Here is a 19,090-nt window from a genome sequence, read left to right on the forward strand (position 1 = left end):
CTGCCGCGGGACCGGCGGAGGATCGTATGCTCGCCGGGCAAACACGCTCTCCGGAAGGCACAGCACGTGAACTACAGAGTCCAGCCCACTGCCCAGGTCGACGACAGTGCCGAGATCGGCGACGGCAGCAGCGTCTGGGAGCTCGCCCAGATCCGTGAGGGAGCGCGGCTCGGCGAGGGCTGCGTGGTGGGCCGCGGCGCCTACGTGGGCACCGGCGTGCGGATCGGCGACAACGTCAAGCTGCAGAACTACGCCCTGGTCTACGAGCCGGCCGAGCTCGGCGACGGTGTCTTCGTCGGTCCCGCCGTCGTCCTGACCAACGACCACAACCCTCGCTCCGTCGACCCCGAGGGCAAGCAGAAGCGCGGCGGTGACTGGGAGGCCGTGGGCGTGAAGGTCGCCGAGGGTGCCTCGCTCGGCGCGCGGTCCGTGTGCGTCGCGCCCGTGAGGATCGGGCGCTGGGCCATGGTGGCGGCCGGCGCCGTGGTCACGAAGGACGTGCCGGACTTCGGACTGGTCGTGGGCGTCCCGGCCCGCCGGGTCGGCTGGGTGGGCCGCAGCGGCGTCAAGCTCGTCGAGCGGGCGGACGAGCCGGGCGTCTGGGAGTGCCCGCAGACGGGCGCTCTGTTCGACGAGGCCGACGGCGCCCTCACCGAGCGGGCCGCCGGCGCACTCTGAGGGCGGGGGGACGCGCGCCGGGTCCGGCACCTTCGTCTCGATGCCTCCGGGCTTGCGTCAGCGGTGCCGGAGACCAGGTGTGCGACCCTCCGCGCGAAGGAAGTACAACTCTTCCGTTACCCGGGCGAAGCCCGTACGGTCCATGTTCTGACTCGACCGTGGAGCTTCGCTGTGCAGACACTTCGCCTCTCCGACGAACGACTCGTCGGCCTCGCACGCTGGGCCACCGACCGGATGGCACGCGTCAAGAACCCGGCCCTGGCGGAGAGGGTCCTGGGCGCGGCGGGCCACCGCATCCAGGATCCCCGGGTCAGGGCCGACGTGCTGGCAGAGGCTGCGGAGGCAAGGCTGGGGCTCGGCTACCTGCCCCGCCACCTGGCGCAGGCCTACGCGGCGGAACTGGTGTGCGCCGACGAGCACCACAGGGCGGGGCGTCGTAAGGCCGCCGCCGCGTCGGCCGCGAAGGCGCTGATCCTCGCCTTTCACCGGGTCGCCCACATCGACGCCCTCACCTCGCCGCTCGCCACCGAGCCCGCCCGGTTCACGGCTCCCCTGCGCCGCAGCCGCGTCCTGCGGGCGCTGCGTGCGCCGCGCGGGCGCGTGGCCCCCTCGGCCGCTCCGCCGACGGACCGGCCGATGCGGCTGCTCTTCGCGCACAGCGCGAACGACAACTTCCTGCCGGTCATCCTGGACCACTACCGGAAGCACCCGGAGGTCGAGGTCCGTGTCCTGAACACCGCGACCGACCCGGCTACCGCCCCGCTCGCCAAGGGCCTCGGCCGGATGATCGCGTGCGGTATCGGCATACGGAGCGCCTACGCGGAGCAGACGGAGGAAGCGCTGCGTCCGCACCTCGACTGGGCCGACGTCGTCTTCGTCGACTGGTGCACCGCCGCGGCCGCGTTCCTCACGCTCGTGGACCCCGGCACCACCCGGATCGTGGTGCGGCTGCACAGTTTCGAGGCGTTCAGCTACTGGCCGCATCTGGTGGACTTCTCCCGCGTCGACGATCTGGTGTTCGTCAGCGAGCACCTGCGGGACCTGGCCGTCGCCACGCTGCCCCGGCTCAGGGAGCCGGGGGCCCCTGCCGTCCATGTCGTCGACAACGCGGTCGACCTCGCTCGTTTCCCCCTGCCGAAGAAGCCCGACGCGCGGTTCACCCTCGGCCTCGTCGGCGTCGGTCAGGTGGCCAAGGATCCGCGTTGGGCCCTGGAGGTGCTCCGCATCCTCCGCGAGCAGGACGACCGCTACAGGCTGCGCCTGATCGGAGGGCCCATGGACCCGGCCGTCAGCCCGGCTGTCGGCCGCTACCACCGCGCGTTCGCCGCCGAAGTGGCACCGCTCGTCGCCGCCGACGCGGTGCACCTGAGCGGCCACACGGACGACATGCCCACCGAGCTGACGGAAGTCGGGGTGGTGCTCAGCACGTCCGTCCGCGAGAGCTGGCACCAGGGCCTTCTGGAGGGGGCGGCGAGCGGTGCGGTCCCGGTCGTCCGGGACTGGCCGTTCTTCGCGGACAAGGCGCACGGCGCCCGTTCGCTGTTCCCCGGCGCGTGGGTGGTCTCCACGCCCGCCGAGGCCGCTGAGCGGATCCTCGGGGTCAACGAGTCCGAGGACGCCTGGCTCCGGGCGGGGCACGAGGCCTCCGAGCAGGCCGTCTCCGCCTGGGACTGGGGCACGGTCGGGCCGCGGCTCGACGCGTTGCTCACCGCCCCGTCCGTGGACATCCCCGCTCAGCGGACCGTACGGACGAGCGCGGAGTGACGGCATCCGGGCGGGGCGGACGTGGACCCCGGTCATGACCCACTCGTGCGGTCCTTAGGATGACCGGGCACGGCACCCTTTTGAGGTGCCCGGTAAGCCTAACGAGGCCGACATGTCCCGAACCGAGGTCCAGGCACCCAGCCACCAGGCTGTCGCCGCTACAGCCCCGCAGGAGGCCTCCCGGGCCCCCGCGCCACGGCTGCACGCCCTGGACGCGCTGCGGGTCGTCGCCGCGCTCGCCGTGCTGGCCTTCCACTTCACCGGGGTGGACGCGGCGACGAAAGCCAACTGGGGCGTACATCCGGAGGAGTTGTTCCCGTGGCTCTTCCCGGTGACCTCCTACGGTTCCTACGGGGTCCAGCTCTTCTTCCTGATCAGCGGCTTCGTGATCTGCCTGTCGGCCTGGGGCCGCACCCCGGGGCAGTTCGTCCGGGCCAGGTTCCTCCGGTTGTTCCCCGCGTACTGGTTCTCGGCGGCGGTCGCGTTCGTGGTGTGGCGTGCGCTGCCCGACGGTTCGCGCACCGGCCCCAGCATCAGTGAGTCGCTCACGAACCTGACCATGCTCCAGGTGCCGCTGTCCGCGCAGCACCTGGTGGGCGCGTACTGGACGCTGTGGGCGGAACTCACGTTCTACCTGGTCTTCCTCCTGGTGATCTGGAAGGGCCTCGACTACCGCCGCGTCAGTGTGTTCTGCTGGCTGTGGCTGCTGTCGAGCGTGCTGATCCAGCAGAAGGACAACCAGGTGCCCGTGCTCGGCATCTTCGCCCAGCCGCTCAACACCGCGCTGTTCGTCGGCGGCATCGCGATGTACTTGATCTACCGCTTCGGCCCCGACCTCAAGCTCTGGGGTCTGCTCGCCGCGAGCTGGCTCGTCATGCAGAGCGACCTGGTCCAGCACGCCGACGGTCTGCGCCACGACCGGGGGATGGACCGGCACCCCTACATAGCCCTGGCGCTGGTGACCGTCTTCTACCTGCTCGTGCTGGCCGTCGCGCTGCACAGGCTGGACCGGATCCGCTGGAACGGATTCGTCACCCTGGGCGCCCTGGTCTACCCCCTGTACCTGCTGCACGAGGAACTCGGATGGGCGCTGATCCGGAACCTGTACGGACCTCTCGGCGCCTGGCCCACGCTCCTGCTGACCACCGCTGTCATCCTGGTCGCGGCCTGGTTGCTGCACAGGCTGGTGGAGCGCCCGTCGCAGCGCTGGCTGCGCGCCCGGCTGGAGCAGGAGGCGCGCCGGTCCGCGGACCGGGACCGGGCGGAGCGTACGGCCGTCTGACGCCCTGGCGAGCCGCACACGGCTGAGGCCCCCACCCGGTGTCGGGTGGGGGCCTCAGCCGTCGGGGCCGGGTCAGCCGCCGATCACGACGCGGCGCACACCCGCCCAGTTGGCCGGATCCGTCGTACGACGGCCGTCGACCAGGACGCGGACGTCCGGCAGGTCGGCGGCGGCCAGCTCGCGGTACTCGGCGTGGTCGGCCTGGAGGATCGCGGCGGTGACCGTCTGGCCCTCGTGCGGTACGAGGCCGTGCGCGGTCAGTTCGTCGGACGTGTACATCGGGTCCGAGACGAACGGCACCGCGCCGCGCGCCTTGAGTGCCTCGACGACGCCGAAGACCCCGGAGAAGGCGATCTCCTTGACGCCGCCGCGGTAGGCGGCACCCAGCACCAGGACCCCGACGCCGTCCAGGTCACCGTAGGCGGCGGCCAGCAGGTCGACGGAGTACTCGGGCATCGCGGCGTTGGCCTCGCGGGCCGAGCGCACGACGGTCGCCTCCGGGTCGTTCCACAGGTACATCCGCGGGTAGATCGGGATGCAGTGGCCGCCGACGGCGATGCCCGGCTGGTGGATGTGGCTGTAGGGCTGGCTGTTGCAGGCCTCGATGACCTTCTTGACGTCGATGTCGTTCTTGTCGGCGAACCGGGCGAACTGGTTGGCCAGACCGATGTTGACGTCGCGGTACGTCGTCTCGGCGAGCTTGGCCAGCTCGGAGGCCTCCGCCGTACCGAGGTCCCAGACGCCGTTCGGGCGCGGCAGGTCCTCGCGGTCGTCGAAGTCGAGTACGGCCTCGTAGAACTCCACACCGCGCTGCGAGGACGCCTCGTCGATGCCGCCGACGAGCTTGGGGTAGCGGCGCAGGTCGGCGAAGACGCGGCCGGTCAGTACGCGCTCCGGGGAGAAGACGAGGTGGAAGTCGCGGCCCGGGGTGAGGCCGGAGCCCTCCGCGAGCATCGGCGCCCAGCGGGTGCGCGTGGTGCCGACCGGCAGGGTGGTCTCGTAGCTGACCAGGGTGCCGGGCTTCAGGCCGGCGGCGATCGCCTTGGTCGCCGCGTCCATCCAGCCGAAGTCGGGGATGCCCTCGGCGTCCACGAAGAGCGGGACGACGACCACGACGGCGTCGGACGCGGCGACCGCGGCCGTGGTGTCGGTCGTCGCGGAGAGCAGGCCCGCGCCGACCGTCTCCTTGAGCTTGACGTCCAGGTCGTGCTCGCCGGGGAACGGCTCGGTGGCCGCGTTGACCAGTTCGACGACCTTCGCGTTGACGTCCGCACCAATGACCTTGTGGCCCTTGGCCGCGAACTGCACGGCGAGCGGAAGGCCGATCTTGCCGAGCGCGACTACACAGATGTTCATCGGGTTACTTTCCTCTTCAGCCTGGACAGCATGTGGCGCAGCCGCTTGCCCGCACCGGGTTTGATCTCCCACAGGGGCGCCGTCGTGATCACGAGCCGGCCCTTGGGGTTCTGGTTCGCCGCCACCCTGTACGGGACGGCCTGCCGCCAGCGGCGGGCCAGGGGCAGCGGCATCCCGCCGGTCTTCACCGGGATCTCGTACGTCGACCCTGCCACGTCCACGTACACCCGGACCCCGAGCTTCGCCTTCACGGCGTGTACGGGGATCCTGGCGTGCACCGTCGTCGCCCGGCCCCCCTCGGCCGTTTCGACCCTGAACTCGCCTTCCGGCGCGGGGAGTACGTGATCGGCCGGCAGCCGGCGGGCACCGGGCTTGTCCGCGCCCTTCGGCATGGCGCCCGTGGCCAGGCGTACGGTCAGGGAGCCGGTGTCACCCAGGACGCCCACCCGGACGCTGAGCACGAGTGACAGGTCGTCGCCGGTCTGGTCCCAGGCCACGGAGACGAGCTCGGTGCCCTGCGCCAGCCGCCCGGGCACGGCCTCGCCGACCAGTTCGTAGACACGGTCGGGAAGGCCGAGTGCCTCGTCACGGAAGCCCGGGTACAACGCGAACGCCCGGCCGTCCTCGAGTCGGAACGGGGGCGCTCCGTGTTCGGCCTCCTCGGTGATGGCGCGGGCCAGCTCTTCCACGGCGCCGGCCCGCGCGAGGCAGATCCGCACGCGCCGCTTGACGTCCAGGGAGTCCCTGAGCCCGTCGGTGAGGTACTCGTCGGCGAGGGCGGCGATCCCCGCGCAGACCTCGCGCCGGGTGGCGGCGTCGAGTGCCGGGAAGTCTCCCTGGATGAGTTTGGCGAGCTCCCACGTGAAGTGCCGCTGGAAGAGCGCGTCCCGGTCGGGGCCCGCTTCCACCAGCGAAGCGGCGTGCTTCATGATCGCGGCCGTGCAGCGCAGCCGGGACAGGTGGTCGGCGCGGTAGGTGATGTTGCTGGCGTCGCCGCGTTTCACCGCGTAGTAGAAGGTGTAGTCGGAGAGCACCGAGATCTTCCGGGCCCGCACACACGCCTCGATGGTGAACGGCTGGTCGCTGCCGACCGCCAGGTCCTCGGGAAAACGCAGCCCGTGCTTCTCCACCAGCTCGCGGCGGAAGAGCTTGGTGTTCGCCAGTGTGAAGGGCAGGCTGGAACGGTAGAGGCTGACGTCGGGGTCGTTCTTCTTGTAGAGCTTCTGGTGCACGTACCGGCCGTTGGTCCCGACCATCTTGCCGACGACCACGTCCGAGTCGTGCTCGTCCGCGTAGCCCACCATGCGCTCGAGGGCTTCCTCGCCGAGGTAGTCGTCGGACCCTATGAAGTACACGAACCGGCCCGTGGCCACCTCCAGCGCCCGGTTGCTGGGCGCGGCGGGGCCACCGGAGTTGGCCTGGTGCATGACCTTGACCGTGCCGGGGTACCGCTCGGCGAACCGGTCGAGCTCGGCACCGCTCTCGTCCGTCGAACCGTCGTCGACCGCGACGATCTCCAGCCGGTCGAGACCGATGGTCTGCCCGACAAGGGAGTTCAGGCATTCCGTCAGATACGGCATCGTGTTGTAGACAGCGACAACCACACTGACATCGGGAGCCGTCGTCATCGTCTGTTCTCCGCCTTCTCGCGGTCAGGGAGCAGGTTGGAGTAGAGCCCGTCGAGTACCTCGGCCTGTGCTTCCCAGGTCCAGGTGTCCAGCAGCCCGGGCTTGTCGTACGCGGCGCGATAGCGCTCGGGGTCCGCGAGCACCTGCTTGATCGCACGTGCCAGATCGGAGACGTCCTCGGCCTTGCAGACCTCGCCCTGCCCGGTCGAGCGGGTCACCTCGGACATGGTCTTCACATCGCTCACGACCAGGGGCAGCCGTGCGTGCGAGTACTCGAAGAACTTGGTGATCAGGGCGATCTCGTGGTTCGGCCAGTGGTGGATCGGGATGCACCCGGCGTTCGCCGCGGACAGGAACCGGACGACCTGCCAGTGCGGTACGTACGGCACGGCGTGCAGGCGGTCCCCCGCCCCCAGCTCCTCGGCGCGGGCGAGCAGGCCCTTTATGTAGGCGGCAGCCGGATTCGGGACCACGAACGCCATGTGAACGCCGTCGAGCTGCGGCAGCGCCTCCACCATGTCGCCGAGGCCGCGCTGGGGACCCGGCGAGCCGCTGTAGACCACCAGCGGCACGTCCGGTCCGATGCCGCACAGTTCCCGCAGGTCCGGCACGGGGCCGGCGTCGGGGCGCTCGACCGGCCGGTCGGGCGCGTTGAGCACGACGGTGGGCTGCGCTGCCAGGGAATGCCGCTCACGCAGCAGGTCGCCGAGGCCTTCGGACACGGTCACCACCGCGTCGGCGTACGGGGCGTACTCGCTCTCGTGCGCCGTGTTGCCCGGGATCCAGTGCGCGTTGTCCTCCCACGGGCGGACGCCGGGCAGGAACTCGTGGGCGTCCCAGACCAGCTTGACCTGGCGGCCCGCGGCCCTGGCCCGGACCGCCGCACGGGCCCCGACGCCCAGCATCCGGAAGTCGTTGGCGTGGATCAGATCGGGCTGGAGTGCGTCGATCTCCTTGCCGTAGGTCAGCTCGTAGTCCCACAGGGCGGGTTCGAGCCTGCGCCAGGCCCTTCTGCCCTTGGCGGCCTTCCAGGTGGCGGTGAAGGCCCGGTCCAGCGGCCCCTGCAGCCTTCGGCCGGCCTTCTGGGCCTCGGTGGCCTGGCGGGAACGGAGCGCGACCCAGCGCTGCATCAGCTTCGACGCCGGCCCGGCCACCGTGAGACGTGCCCGCTCCACCTTGCGGAAGGCCGGGGAGCCGACCGCCTGCGGCACCACCTTGAGCGCGGCGCGGCGCGTCGCCACGTCGGCACGCCAGGCCTTCGCCCACTGCCGTCTGTAGGCACCGAGCGGGCCGGGCGGGTAGGCCAGGGGACGGCGCAGCAGCGAGCGGTGCCGTTCGGCGTGCCTCTTCGCCAGTGGCGTCTTCAGCGGCAGCAGTCGCACCTCGGCCTCACCGAGTCTCCAGCTGCGGCCGCTGCCCGAACGCACCAGGCCGAGCAGCGTCACGTCCCAGCCCGCCGCGGCCATGGACTCGGCGGCCTTCTGGACCCGCGAATCACCTTCGACCTTGTTGTCGACGAGCATGACGACCCGGCCCCTGCGGGGCCGCTCGATGGCGGCTTCCTGCGTCTCCATGAACAACCTTTCCCCCGGACGCGTCACTTGAGGAATCCGCTCAGCACCTGCGCGGTCCAGCGTCCGTCGTGGTACGTATGCGCGAATTCCACCGAGGCACGCCCGATGGCCGCGGTGCCCTCGCGATCTTCGATCAGGGAATCCAGCACCTCACGCAGCGTGGCGGGAGTGGCGCTGACGATGGGCAGTTCGCCGTTCGTCGTGGCCTTCACCGCATCGCTGATGTAACCGATCACCGGCTTGCCCGCGGCCATCGCCTCCACGGCGAACGTGCCGTAACTGCCGGTGGTGAACTGGTCCAGGACCAGGTCGCTCTCCTTGACCAGCGCCTGCATCTCGGCCCAGGGGATGTCCTCGGCGAGCCGGAAGTCGATGACTCCCTTGTCGTGGAGCTCGGTGAGGACGGGCATGATCCGGTCCGTGCCCTTGGTCCAGCGCTTGGACGGCGCGTGCAGCACGATGGGCCGCTCACGCTCCATGACCACGGTGTCGGCCGCCCACGAGGCGACGTCCACCACCAGCGGCGCCCACTTCGCCGACGGCAGGTCGTCCAGCAGGTCGGGAGTGGTGACGAAGAGCGGCAGACCGGACTCGTCCGCGATGCGCTTGTTGGTCTCCGCCTTGACCCTGAGCCTCTCGGCGATGCCGTCGGGAGCGTCGCGGAACAGGGAGTACTCGTGGCGCTCCAGGTGCCGGTCGGGGTGGCGGATGTCACTGCCGTGCGACAGGAGCGCCACCTTCACCCGCGCCTTGCGCAGGGCGGCCAGGTCACCGGCGATGGTGTCACCGTTGAGCCGGCCGAAGACCGGCATGAAGGCGTCGACGACCAGGTGGCTGTAGCGGCCGACGATCCTCTTCACCTGCTGCAGCTGGACGTCGAGATCCCCGAGCCGGGCCGCGTCCACGTACACGTCGGCCGGGTAGTCGAAGGTGTCGGCACGCTGGTTCATGACGACTTCGACGGAGACGTCGGGGTACGCCTGTGTGAGGGCCTGCGCGAAGGCCGCCCCCTGTCCCGCGTAGTTGGCGGGTCCGATGCCCAGCTTGACCCGCGTGGAGCCCAGAGGGGTCCAGACCGGCATGCCGGACTTGCCGCTGCTCGCACCGACCCGCGGAGCCCCCGGTGTCTCCTGCACCGTCCAGGACACCTCGGCGACCGGCACCGGCGGCGTCTTCTTCGACAGGGTGCGGTACAGCTCGAGGAGTCCGGCGCTCTGCTGCTCCCAGGAGAGTTCCTTGCGCACGTCCTCGGTGATGGCCTCCGCGAGCTCACCGCGGCGCTTCAGCGCGCGGGCCGCGGCGGGCGCGAAGGTGGCCGGGTCGTCCCACGAGAAGACCTCGCCGAGCCCCTTCTCCTCCACGTAGGCCTTGATCACCCGCACGTCGCTGGTGACCAGAGGCAGTCCCGCCTGCAGGTACTCGGAGACCTTCGTCGGCAGCGAGACCTCGCAGTTGGGCACCCGCCTGAACGGCGTCAGGCCGATGTCCGCCGAGGACAGGTAGTCGGCGACCTCGTGCTGCGCGACGTACGGCACCAGGTGGATGCGGTCGCGCACGCCGAGCGTCTCCGCCGTGGCCAGCAACTGCTCCAGGAGGGGCGTGACCCGGCTGCAGACCAGGGCCAGATGCACACCGGGCAGTTCGGGGAGACCGTCGATGACTGCGTCCACGCCGCGTTCGGGGCCGAGCCATCCCGAATACACCATGAGCGGGACCTCGGGCCCCAGTCCGCAGACCTCACGGACGGACGAGCGCACCGTCCCGGAACCGATCACCTCTCGGACCGGCGAGTTGCCCACGACCAGAGGCAGCTCGGACAGCTTGTGATCGTTCTTGAGCAGCTCGGCAAGCTGCGAGGACACGGTGACCACCGCGTCGGCCCGCCCGATGTACTCGGCCTCGGCCGCCGGGAGCGCGTAGGCCTGCCGGGGGTTGGGCCACTCCACACCACGGACGTACTCATGGGCGTCGTAGAGCCAGACGCACCGGTGGCCACTCGCCCGGAGCCGGGCGGCGCTGCGAGCCGCCGTCACGATCATGGTGGAGTCGTTGGCGTGGATGACGTCCGGCTTGAGCTCTTCGATCACCGGACCGAACGCCAGGTCCAGATCCACCAGCTGGGGCCAGTCGACCCGCCAGTCACGGACCGGCTCCTTCGGCGTCCTGCGCTGCTCCCACTTGAAGGCACGCACCCGCAGCTTGTACACGGCCCGGCGCGCGCGCAGCACGGCCTTCAGCGAAGCCCGCCGGGGGGCGCCCGACCAGGTGGTCTCGGCGGACGTCTGACGCACCCAGGCCCGGTAGGAGGCGCGGTAGTGGTTCAGCGCGGTCTGGTCCTGCATACGGAACTGGGTCAACGCACCGCGCAGCGGGTGAGCCCTGCGCGCCTTCACCGACCGGACGTACTCCGTCGCCACCGGGACGCGGACCACCTCGATCGGCCCCATCCTCGACCGCTGGACGTGCTTGGTGTCACTTCTGCCGATCAGCGTGACGTCCCAGCCGTCGCGGGCTGCGGCCACCGCCGTCTTCTGGACCCGTGAGTCGCCTGTGATGCCGTTGGCGACGATCACGGCGAGCCGCGGTCGGCGGGCAGGGGATTTCATACTGCACTTCCTCCGGTGGAAGACGAACGAGCCGTCACCTGTCGCGCACTCCCCCGGAGCGCGCGACAGGCCTGGCAGTGGAACGCTGTGCCCCATGCCAGGTGTTCAGCCTGCCGCACGATCCGTGTCCAGATGTACGGTGGTGCGGCTGACGGCCGACTCGAGAACCGCTGCCGCGACCTCAACGGTACGCAGTCCCTGCCGCAGCGTGCAGATGTCGGCCGACTCGCCCCGGACCGCGTCCCTGAAGAGCTCGTGCTCGACCAGCAGCGGCTCCCGCTTCGGGATCGCGTAGCGGATCATGTCGCCCTCGGAGACCCCGCGGAACGCGCGCAGCGCCTCCCATTCGGTGGTCACGGCCGCGTTCGAGTGGAACGTGAGGTCGGCGGTCAGCGTGTCGGCGATGTAGCAGCCGCGCTCGCCCGTGACCGACGTGAAGCGCTCCTTGAGCGGGCTCAGCCAGTTCACCAGGTGGTTGACCATGGTGCCGTCGGAGAGCTGCCCCACCGCGGAGACCATGTCCTCGTGGGGACGGCCGGACTTGGAGACGGTGTGGGCCGCGATCGAGGTGTACGTCTGGCCGGTCACCCAGCCCGTCAGGTCGATGTCGTGCGTCGCGAGGTCCTTGACCACGCCGACGTCCGCGATGCGGTGGGGGAAGGGCCCCTGGCGGCGGGTGACGACCTGGAAGACGTCGCCGAGCTCGCCGGCCTCCAGACGGCTGCGCAGTGAGCGCAGCGCCGGGTTGCAGCGCTCGATGTGGCCGACGCCGGCCACCAGCCCGCGGGACTCGAAGGCCTCGACCAGGCGGCGGGCGCCGTCGACGGTGTCCGCCAGCGGCTTCTCGATCAGGGCGCAGACGCCCGCGCCGGCCAGCTGGAGGCCGACCTCTTCGTGCAGGGCGGTCGGGCAGGCGACGACCGCGTAGTCGATGCCGAGTGCGATGAGTTCCTCGACGGTCGACAGGACGGGGGCGCCCTGCGCCCAGCCGTTCTTGTCGCCCATCGGGTCCACGACGCCCACCAGGTCCACGCCTTCGAGGCCGGCGAGGACCCGGGCGTGGTGGCGGCCCATGGAGCCGAGGCCGACGAGGCCGGCCCTCAGTACGGCGGTCACAGGCTCTCCCCCAGTGCGTTCACTGCGTTCGCGATGCGCTCGAGGTCTCCCTCGCCGAGCGACGGGTGGACGGGGAGCGAGACGACCTCGGCGGCGGCCCGCTCGGTCTCGGGCAGGTCCCAGTTGCGGCCGGCCTTCTGGTCCGGCTCCCAGTACGGCTTCAGCCGGTGGATCGGGGTCGGGTAGTAGACGGCGTTGCCGATGCCCGCCTCGGTGAGCTTGGCCATCGCGGCCGCGCGGTCGCCCTGCACCCGGATCGTGTACTGGTGGTAGACGTGGCGGGCGCCGTCGGCGACCGGCGGCGTCGTGACGTTCGGGGCCGTGATGTGCGCGTCGAGGTAGGCGGCGTTGGCGCGGCGCTGCTCGGTCCAGCCGCCGACCTTCGCGAGCTGCACGCGGCCGACGGCGGCGGCCACGTCCGTCATGCGCATGTTGGCGCCGACGATCTCGTTGGCGTACCGCGCCTCCATGCCCTGGTTGCGCAGGAGGCGCAGGGTGCGGGCGAGTTCCGCGTCGGCCGTGGTGACCATGCCGCCTTCGAGGGCGTGCATGTTCTTCGTCGGGTAGAAGCTGAACGTTCCGCCTTCGCCGAACGCGCCGACGGGGGTGCCGTTCAGGGCCGCGGCGTGCGCCTGGCAGGCGTCCTCGACGACGGCGAGCTTGTGCTTGCGCGCGATGGGCATGAGCTTGTCCATCGCCGCGGGGTGGCCGTAGAGGTGCACCGGCATGATGGCCGCCGTGCGCGGCGTGACAGCCGCCTCGACGGCTGCCGGGTCCAGGCCGTAGCTGCCGGGCTCGATGTCGGCGAACACCACGTCGGCGCCGACCAGGCGGACCGCGTTGGCGGACGCCGCGAAGGAGAAGGAGGGGACGATCACCTCGTCGCCCGGGCCGATACCGAGGCCCAGCAGGAGCATGTGCAATGCGGAGGTGCCGGAGTTGACAGCGACGCAGTGACGGCCGTCGACCAGCTCGGAGAAGCCCTCCTCGAAGGCCGCGACCTCGGGGCCCTGCACGACGCGACCGCTGCGCAGTACGCGGACGGCGGCCTCGATCTCCTCTTCACCGATGACCGGGCGGGCAGCAGGAATCGGCTGCTCGTTGATGCTCGTCATGGACGTCCTCCTTGAACACCGCAAGAGCTCTTCACAGGCAGAGGATCCGGGGTGCGGGACGTCTCACGAGGCCGCGCATAACCCCACCGGCACAATGCCGACGCCCTGCCGAGGAACATGACCCGGTCTCTCGTGAACCGGGTCGGTCACTGACCGTAATTCCCTTGAGGGAACATCACAGGCAGCGACCGCCGTCACATTATCAGGGATTTCTCAGGCGATTTCGGGCCGGTTAACCAGCGCGTGCATCAGTTCTGAAACAAAGCGCGTGTCCCGCCCCGAAGGCTTCGGGGCGGGACACGGATCGATGAACAACGGGTCACGAAATGCTCAGTCGGCGGCGGGACCCGCGTTGTCGGACGAAGCCGAAGCCGTCACGGAAGGCGACGACTGCTCGGCGGCGACGGTCTTCTTCGCGGCTGCCTTCTTGGTCGTCGTCTTCTTCGCTGCGGTCTTCTTCGCGACCGTCTTGGCGGCCGTCTTCTTCGTGGCCGTCTTCTTGGCCGTCGCCTTCTTGGCGGTCTTCCGCGCCGCGGTCTTCTTGACCGGCGCTTCCGCTTCCGCCGTGTCGCCACCGGAGGCATCCGAGGCGCCGGAGGCACCGGGCGTGTCGGATTCGGTCCCGGTGACCACGACGACGGCGGCCTCCTCGGCTCCGGCCGGCGAACCCGCCGGAGCCGTGACCTTGCGGGTCACCCGGCGGCGGGCACGCGGCGGGGCAGCCGCGGCGGGCTCCTCCTCGGCGGCCGGGGCCTCCGTCTTCTCCGCGGCAGCCGGGGCCGGGGCCGCCGGCGCCTCGACGACCGGGTCCTCGACCGCCACGGGCTCCGCCGCGGGCTCGGCCGGGTGCACCGGCGGCGTCACGTCGGCCGCCTTGGGCGAGCCCGCGGGCGCGGTCGCCTTCCGGGTGGCCCTGCGGCGCGTACGAGCGGGAGGCGCGGCCTCGGTCTCGGGGGCGGCCGGAGCCTCCACCGGTGCGACGACGGCCGGCTCGGCCTGCGGCTCCTCCTCAGCGACCGGGACCGCCGGCGCGGTCTCGGCCACGGAGGCGGTCTCGACCACGGGGGCGGTCTCGGCCACCGGGGCGGGCGCACCGGCCGGAGCCGTGACCTTGCGGGTCGCGCGCCGACGGCCACGGCCGCGCGACGCCGCCGCCTCGGCCTCGGCCGGGCTGCTGTACAGCTCCTCGTCGGCGACGAACTCCGGCTCGGGCAGTGCCAGCGGGGCGGCCACCTCGGCGGCCACCTCGGCCTCGGTCTCGGTCTCGGCGTCGGCCGTGTGCTCGGCGTGCTCGTGGTCCTGGATGTGCTCGTGCTCGTGTCCGGCGCCACCGCGGCCGCGCTTCTTGGACCGCTTGCCGCCGCCACCGCCGCCGACGGCCGTGGGCTGCTCCATGTGGACGATCACACCGCGCCCGTTGCAGTGGACACAGGTCTCCGAGAAGGACTCCAGGAGGCCCTGGCCCACCCGCTTACGGGTCATCTGGACCAGGCCGAGCGAGGTGACCTCGGCCACCTGGTGCTTCGTACGGTCGCGGCCCAGGCACTCCAGCAGCCGCCGCAGCACCAGGTCGCGGTTGGACTCCAGCACCATGTCGATGAAGTCGACGACGACGATGCCGCCGAGGTCGCGCAGCCGCAGCTGGCGCACGATCTCCTCGGCCGCCTCCAGGTTGTTCTTGGTGACGGTCTCCTCGAGGTTGCCGCCCTGTCCGGTGAACTTGCCGGTGTTGACGTCGACGACCACCATGGCCTCGGTCTTGTCGATCACCAGCGAGCCGCCGCTCGGCAGGTAGACCTTGCGGTCCAGCGCCTTCATCAGCTGCTCGTCGATGCGGTACGTCGCGAAGACGTCGACCTCGGAGGTCCAGCGCGACAGCCGGTCCGTCAGGTCCGGCGCCACGTGCGACACGTAGCCGTGGATGGTCTCCCAGGCGTCGTCACCGCTGACGATCACCTTCGAGAAGTCCTCGTTGAAGATGTCGCGGACGACCCGGACGGTCATGTCCGGCTCGCCGTACAGCAGCGTCGGCGCGTTGCTGCTGGTGGTGTTCTTCGACTTCTTCTGGATCTCTTCCCACTGGCCCTGCAGCCGCTCGACGTCACGGCGCAGTTCGTCCTCGCTCGCCCCTTCGGCGGCGGTGCGCACGATGACGCCCGCGTCCTCGGGAACGATCTTCTTGAGGATGGTCTTCAGCCGGGCGCGCTCGGTGTCGGGCAGCTTGCGGCTGATGCCGGTCATCGAGCCCTCGGGCACGTAGACCAGGTAGCGGCCGGGCAGCGAGACCTGGCTGGTCAGGCGGGCGCCCTTGTGGCCGATCGGGTCCTTCGTCACCTGCACGAGGACGGACTGGCCGGACTTCAGCGCGGTCTCGATGCGGCGCGGCCCGTGGGCCATGCCGAGCGCCTCGAAGTTGACCTCACCCGCGTACAGGACGGCGTTGCGGCCCTTGCCGATGTCGACGAAGGCCGCCTCCATGGACGGCAGGACGTTCTGCACCTTGCCCAGGTAGACGTTGCCGACGTAGCTGGTGGCCTGCTCCTTGTTGACGTAGTGCTCGACGAGCACGTTGTCCTCGAGGACGCCGATCTGGGTGCGCTCGCCGCTCTGGCGGACGACCATCACCCGCTCGACGGCCTCACGGCGGGCCAGGAACTCGGCCTCGGTGATGATCGGCACACGACGGCGGCCCTGCTCACGCCCCTCGCGGCGGCGCTGCTTCTTGGCCTCCATACGGGTCGAGCCCTTGATGGACTGGACCTCGTCGAAGCCCGTGCCGGGCTCCCGCTCGGCGTCCTTCCTGCGGGGCTCACGGAGCTTGACGACCGTACGCTCGGGGTCGTCCGCGCCCGTGGCCGTGTCCTCGACCGGGGCGTCCCCGCTGCGGCGGCGACGCCGGCGACGGCGACGGCTGCTGCTGGATCCGGAGGAGGCGTCGTGCTCGTCGTCGTCCTCGTCCTCCTGGGACTGCTGCTCGTCCTCCGCGTGGTCGGCGGTCTCGTCCTGCTGCTCCGCGTCGTCCATGTCGCTGGCCTCACCGCGGCGGCGGCGGCGGCCACCACGACGGCGGCGGCGCGAGGGGCGGTCCCCGTACTCGTCCGTCTCGTCGCCCTCGTGCTCGGCGTCCGCCTCGGCCTCGTGCTCGTCATCGACCGGGGTCTCGGCGGCGGGGGCAGCGGCGGGCTGCTCGGCGGGAAGGGTGACCGGGGCCGCGGCGGGCTCGGTCTCGACGGCCTCGCCACGGCGGCGGCGACGGCGGCGCGAACCACCCTGGGGGGCGGACTCGGGGGACTCGGCGGACTCCACGGGCTCGGCGGGGGCGGCGGCCTCGGCCGCCTGCCTGACCTCGGCCTTGCGCGACGCGCGGTCCGAGGGCTTCTGCTCCTCGAAGTCGTCGCTCTCGTCGTGCGCCGGGGCCGGACCCGCGGCGGCCGCCGCGGCGGCCGCGGTCTCCGGGGTCTGGAACATCGGCTCGGCGAAGACCGGTGCCTGGAACACGGCAACGGCGGGGCGCGCCGCACGACGGCCCTTGCGGGCCGGCTCCTCGGCCTTGCCGGTGAACTCGGGGCGGCCCGCGGCGGCGGTGGCCCGGCGGCGCTGGCGGCCACGCGGCGCGGCCTCCTCGACCTGCTCCGTCTCGGTGGCCAGCTCCTCGGCCACGGCTGCCGGGAGGCTCTCACCCTTCTCGGCGGCCGCCTCGGCGACCTCCTCGACGGGCTGCGGGGTGCCGGCCGGTGCCGACGCCTTGCGGGACGCGCGCCGGCGGGGGCGCGACGGGGGCGCGGCCTCGGCGGCCGGGGCCTCGACGGTCTCTTCCGCGCGGGCGGGCTCTTCCTTGCGGACCGGCTCTTCCGGACGCGTCGGCTCGGCGGGGGTCTCGGCAGCGGGCGCGGCCGGGACCTCGGCGGTCTGCGCGCCCTGCGGCGCACCGGCCGGAGCGGACGCGCGGCGGCGGGCGCGGCCTCGCGGCGCCGCCGCGGGCTCGGTGGGCTCCACGGACGCGGCTGCGGGCTCGGGCGCCTTCGCCGGTTCGGCCGTGGCGGGCTCCTGCGCGACCGCTTCGGCCGGCTGGGGGGTGCCCGCGGGAGCTGTCGCCTTACGCGTGGCGCGGCGACGGCCACGGGCGGGGGCGGCCTCCACAGCGGGGGCCTCGACCGTCTCCTCGGTCTCCGTCTCCTCGGTCTCCTCCTCGGCCGGGGCGGCGGTCTCGGCGACCGGCTCGACGGCTTCGGGCGCCGGCGGCGCACCCGCCGGAGCGGTGGCCTTGCGGACCGCGCGGCGGCGGGCACGCGGAGGCGCGGCCTCGGCGGCGGGTTCAGCCGCGGGGGCCGGGGCCTCGGCGGCGGTCTCGGCGACCGGCTCCACCACGTCGGCGGTCCGGGGCGCACCCGCCGGGGCGGTGGCCTTGCGGACCGCGCGGCGGCGGGCACGCGGAGGCGCGGCCTCGGCGGCGGGTTCCGGTGCTTCCTCGGCAGCGGCCGGTACGGCCGGCGTGACGTCCTCGGCGGCGGCCGCCCCGGGCGCGCCCGACGGCGGGCCGGCGGGGCGGGATGCCGCCCGGCGCCTGCGACGCGGGGGGAGCTTGTCCCCGGGGGCGTTGTTGTCCTCGGTGTTACCCGTGGTGGTGGATTCGTTCGGCTCGTGCATGCGGGCGGTTCTCCCGTCGCGCTCCCGGGCGCCACGCCTGGTTCCGGTCCGACGCGATTCGCGTGATGTGCGCGATACCGCCGTCCGGGGCGCGGGCGCCGCACGGGAGCTGATGTCTGGCTCGCCGGTTCCGTACGTGCTGCGCACGGCCTGGCGAAAGTCTTATGGGGCGGTGCGCGGCCCGACCCAGGTGGCTCCCGAGTCCAAGGGCTGCGCTACAACGACCGCCTTACGCGGAACCTGCACCTTCCGGCGCCGTCGCGGCGGCGGCCGGATCGGCCGTGGGTACGGCCGGGGCTGCCTCGCGGTCGGGCGCGAGCGGGTCGGTCACCGTGCCGGACTCCTCGTCGAAGAGCCCCTGCGCCAGCCTGGTCACCGCAGCGGGGACCGGCGGCGTTAGGTCGGCCACAGCTCGGAGACCGGACAGGACGTCGTCGGGTCGCACGGCAGGTGTCACGTGCCGCACTACCAGCCGCAGTATCGCACAAGGCCCGTCCCCGGGCCTATCAGGCTGTGGATCGAGGGCCTGCAGGCCGGCGACCGCCGCACGGGCGTCGAAGGTCCTCATGCCGTTCTTCGCGCGGCGCTGGACCTCGACGGTCTCGGCACCCAGGAAGGCGGCGACGGCCTTCTCCGCGTCCGCCACGGCCACGCCGTCCAGCCGCATCTCCCAGACGGAGGCGGTCAGCCGTTCGGCGAGGCCCGAGGTACGGGCCTCGACCGCGTCGATGACGTCGAGGCCTTCGGGCATCGACGCGTCGAGCAGCTCGCGGAGGGTGTCCGGATCCCGCGCCTCGGTGAGGGCGATCTCCAGGAACTCGGCCTCACTGCCCGTACCCGTGGGGGCGGCGTTGGCGTACGACACCTTGGGATGGGGGGTGAAGCCCGCGGAGTAGGCCATGGGTACCTCGGAGCGTCGCAACGCCCGCTCGAAGGCACGCTGGAAGTCTCTGTGACTGGTGAACCGGAGGCGGCCCCGCTTGGTGTAGCGCAGTCTGATGCGCTGCACCGCCGGTGCGGGCGGCGGGCCTTCGGGCTGTCGCTTGCCCAGTGGTTCTTCTCCTCGGTGCGGGGCGGCCGCGGTGGCGTGCCGCCCACGAAGTACGGGATGCCCCGGGGTGGCGCTCCGGCTCACCCCCGCTTGACCGTTTTGCCGGTAAGCGGGGAGATCTCGGACGCGGCCGCCGCGCTGGGGACAGTCGTTGTCCTACCCAGGGTACGCGCAGCGGACCCTCCGAGTTCCCGCGTGTTCGTGACCCGCGGCGCTCCCGGCGGCACGCGCCGCGCGTCCCGGGGGCGGACGCGAACGCCCGGCCCGGAGTTT

Annotated in this window: 11 protein-coding genes; 3 read left to right on the forward strand and 8 right to left on the reverse strand. The window is 71.9% G+C overall.

Annotated elements, in window-relative coordinates; all coding sequences use genetic code 11:
* Positions 1 to 66: 66 nt before the first annotated feature.
* The 3 genes from ACHFIV_RS26315 to ACHFIV_RS26325 all read left to right on the forward strand — a co-directional run bounded on the left by ACHFIV_RS26315 (position 67) and on the right by ACHFIV_RS26325 (position 3,724).
* Positions 67 to 678 carry an acyltransferase gene (locus tag ACHFIV_RS26315; RefSeq protein ID WP_398973820.1) on the forward strand — a complete coding sequence of 204 codons (612 nt, stop codon included), beginning with the start codon at positions 67 to 69 and terminating at the stop codon, positions 676 to 678.
* A 171-nt stretch (positions 679 to 849) separates the two neighbouring features.
* Positions 850 to 2,442, forward strand: coding sequence for a hypothetical protein (locus ACHFIV_RS26320; protein ID WP_398973823.1), 1,593 nt, complete (start codon positions 850 to 852; stop codon positions 2,440 to 2,442).
* Positions 2,443 to 2,554: 112 nt separating this feature from the next.
* Positions 2,555 to 3,724: an acyltransferase family protein gene (locus ACHFIV_RS26325; RefSeq protein ID WP_398973827.1), complete on the forward strand. Its 1,170-nt coding sequence runs from the start codon at positions 2,555 to 2,557 to the stop codon at positions 3,722 to 3,724.
* 72 nt (positions 3,725 to 3,796) lie between these two features.
* Here ACHFIV_RS26325 and ACHFIV_RS26330 read toward each other — a convergent pair whose 3' ends face one another.
* The 8 genes from ACHFIV_RS26330 to ACHFIV_RS26365 form a co-directional block, all read right to left on the reverse strand.
* Positions 3,797 to 5,080 carry a nucleotide sugar dehydrogenase gene (locus tag ACHFIV_RS26330; protein ID WP_398973830.1) on the reverse strand — a complete coding sequence of 428 codons (1,284 nt, stop codon included), beginning with the start codon at positions 5,078 to 5,080 and terminating at the stop codon, positions 3,797 to 3,799.
* On the reverse strand, positions 5,077 to 6,708 hold the full coding sequence (locus tag ACHFIV_RS26335) for a glycosyltransferase family 2 protein (RefSeq protein ID WP_398973833.1): 1,632 nt from the start codon (positions 6,706 to 6,708) through the stop codon (positions 5,077 to 5,079). Before ACHFIV_RS26335 ends, ACHFIV_RS26330 begins: the two co-directional genes overlap by 4 nt.
* Positions 6,705 to 8,282 (reverse strand): glycosyltransferase family 4 protein, encoded by a 1,578-nt coding sequence (locus tag ACHFIV_RS26340; RefSeq protein ID WP_398973836.1) that lies wholly within the window; start codon positions 8,280 to 8,282, stop codon positions 6,705 to 6,707. Before ACHFIV_RS26340 ends, ACHFIV_RS26335 begins: the two co-directional genes overlap by 4 nt.
* Before the next feature lie 23 nt (positions 8,283 to 8,305).
* Positions 8,306 to 10,888 (reverse strand): glycosyltransferase, encoded by a 2,583-nt coding sequence (locus tag ACHFIV_RS26345; RefSeq protein ID WP_398973839.1) that lies wholly within the window; start codon positions 10,886 to 10,888, stop codon positions 8,306 to 8,308.
* A gap of 105 nt (positions 10,889 to 10,993) precedes the next feature.
* On the reverse strand, positions 10,994 to 12,004 hold the full coding sequence (locus tag ACHFIV_RS26350; protein WP_398973843.1) for a Gfo/Idh/MocA family protein: 1,011 nt from the start codon (positions 12,002 to 12,004) through the stop codon (positions 10,994 to 10,996).
* The gene (locus tag ACHFIV_RS26355; protein ID WP_398973846.1) at positions 12,001 to 13,119 is read right to left on the reverse strand and encodes a DegT/DnrJ/EryC1/StrS family aminotransferase; all 1,119 of its coding nucleotides are present in this window, start codon (positions 13,117 to 13,119) and stop codon (positions 12,001 to 12,003) included. Before ACHFIV_RS26355 ends, ACHFIV_RS26350 begins: the two co-directional genes overlap by 4 nt.
* A gap of 330 nt (positions 13,120 to 13,449) precedes the next feature.
* Positions 13,450 to 17,766 (reverse strand): ribonuclease E/G, encoded by a 4,317-nt coding sequence (locus ACHFIV_RS26360; RefSeq protein WP_398973849.1) that lies wholly within the window; start codon positions 17,764 to 17,766, stop codon positions 13,450 to 13,452.
* 229 nt (positions 17,767 to 17,995) lie between these two features.
* Complete coding sequence (locus ACHFIV_RS26365) at positions 17,996 to 18,775, reverse strand: TIGR03936 family radical SAM-associated protein (protein WP_398973852.1); 780 nt, start codon at positions 18,773 to 18,775, stop codon at positions 17,996 to 17,998.
* Positions 18,776 to 19,090 lie beyond the last annotated feature (315 nt).

The organism is Streptomyces sp. ALB3 (assembly GCF_044385685.1).
Classification (GTDB): domain Bacteria; phylum Actinomycetota; class Actinomycetes; order Streptomycetales; family Streptomycetaceae; genus Streptomyces.

Bases quoted from the DNA above. Each gene is read 5' to 3' on its own strand.
- ACHFIV_RS26360 (WP_398973849.1), bottom strand. From the start codon at position 17,766: ATGCACGAGCCGAACGAATCCACCACCACGGGTAACACCGAGGACAAC.
- ACHFIV_RS26355 (WP_398973846.1), bottom strand. From the start codon at position 13,119: ATGACGAGCATCAACGAGCAGCCGATTCCTGCTGCCCGCCCGGTCATC.
- ACHFIV_RS26335 (WP_398973833.1), bottom strand. From the start codon at position 6,708: ATGACGACGGCTCCCGATGTCAGTGTGGTTGTCGCTGTCTACAACACG.
- ACHFIV_RS26345 (WP_398973839.1), bottom strand. From the start codon at position 10,888: ATGAAATCCCCTGCCCGCCGACCGCGGCTCGCCGTGATCGTCGCCAAC.
- ACHFIV_RS26325 (WP_398973827.1), top strand. From the start codon at position 2,555: ATGTCCCGAACCGAGGTCCAGGCACCCAGCCACCAGGCTGTCGCCGCT.
- ACHFIV_RS26340 (WP_398973836.1), bottom strand. From the start codon at position 8,282: ATGGAGACGCAGGAAGCCGCCATCGAGCGGCCCCGCAGGGGCCGGGTC.
- ACHFIV_RS26330 (WP_398973830.1), bottom strand. From the start codon at position 5,080: ATGAACATCTGTGTAGTCGCGCTCGGCAAGATCGGCCTTCCGCTCGCC.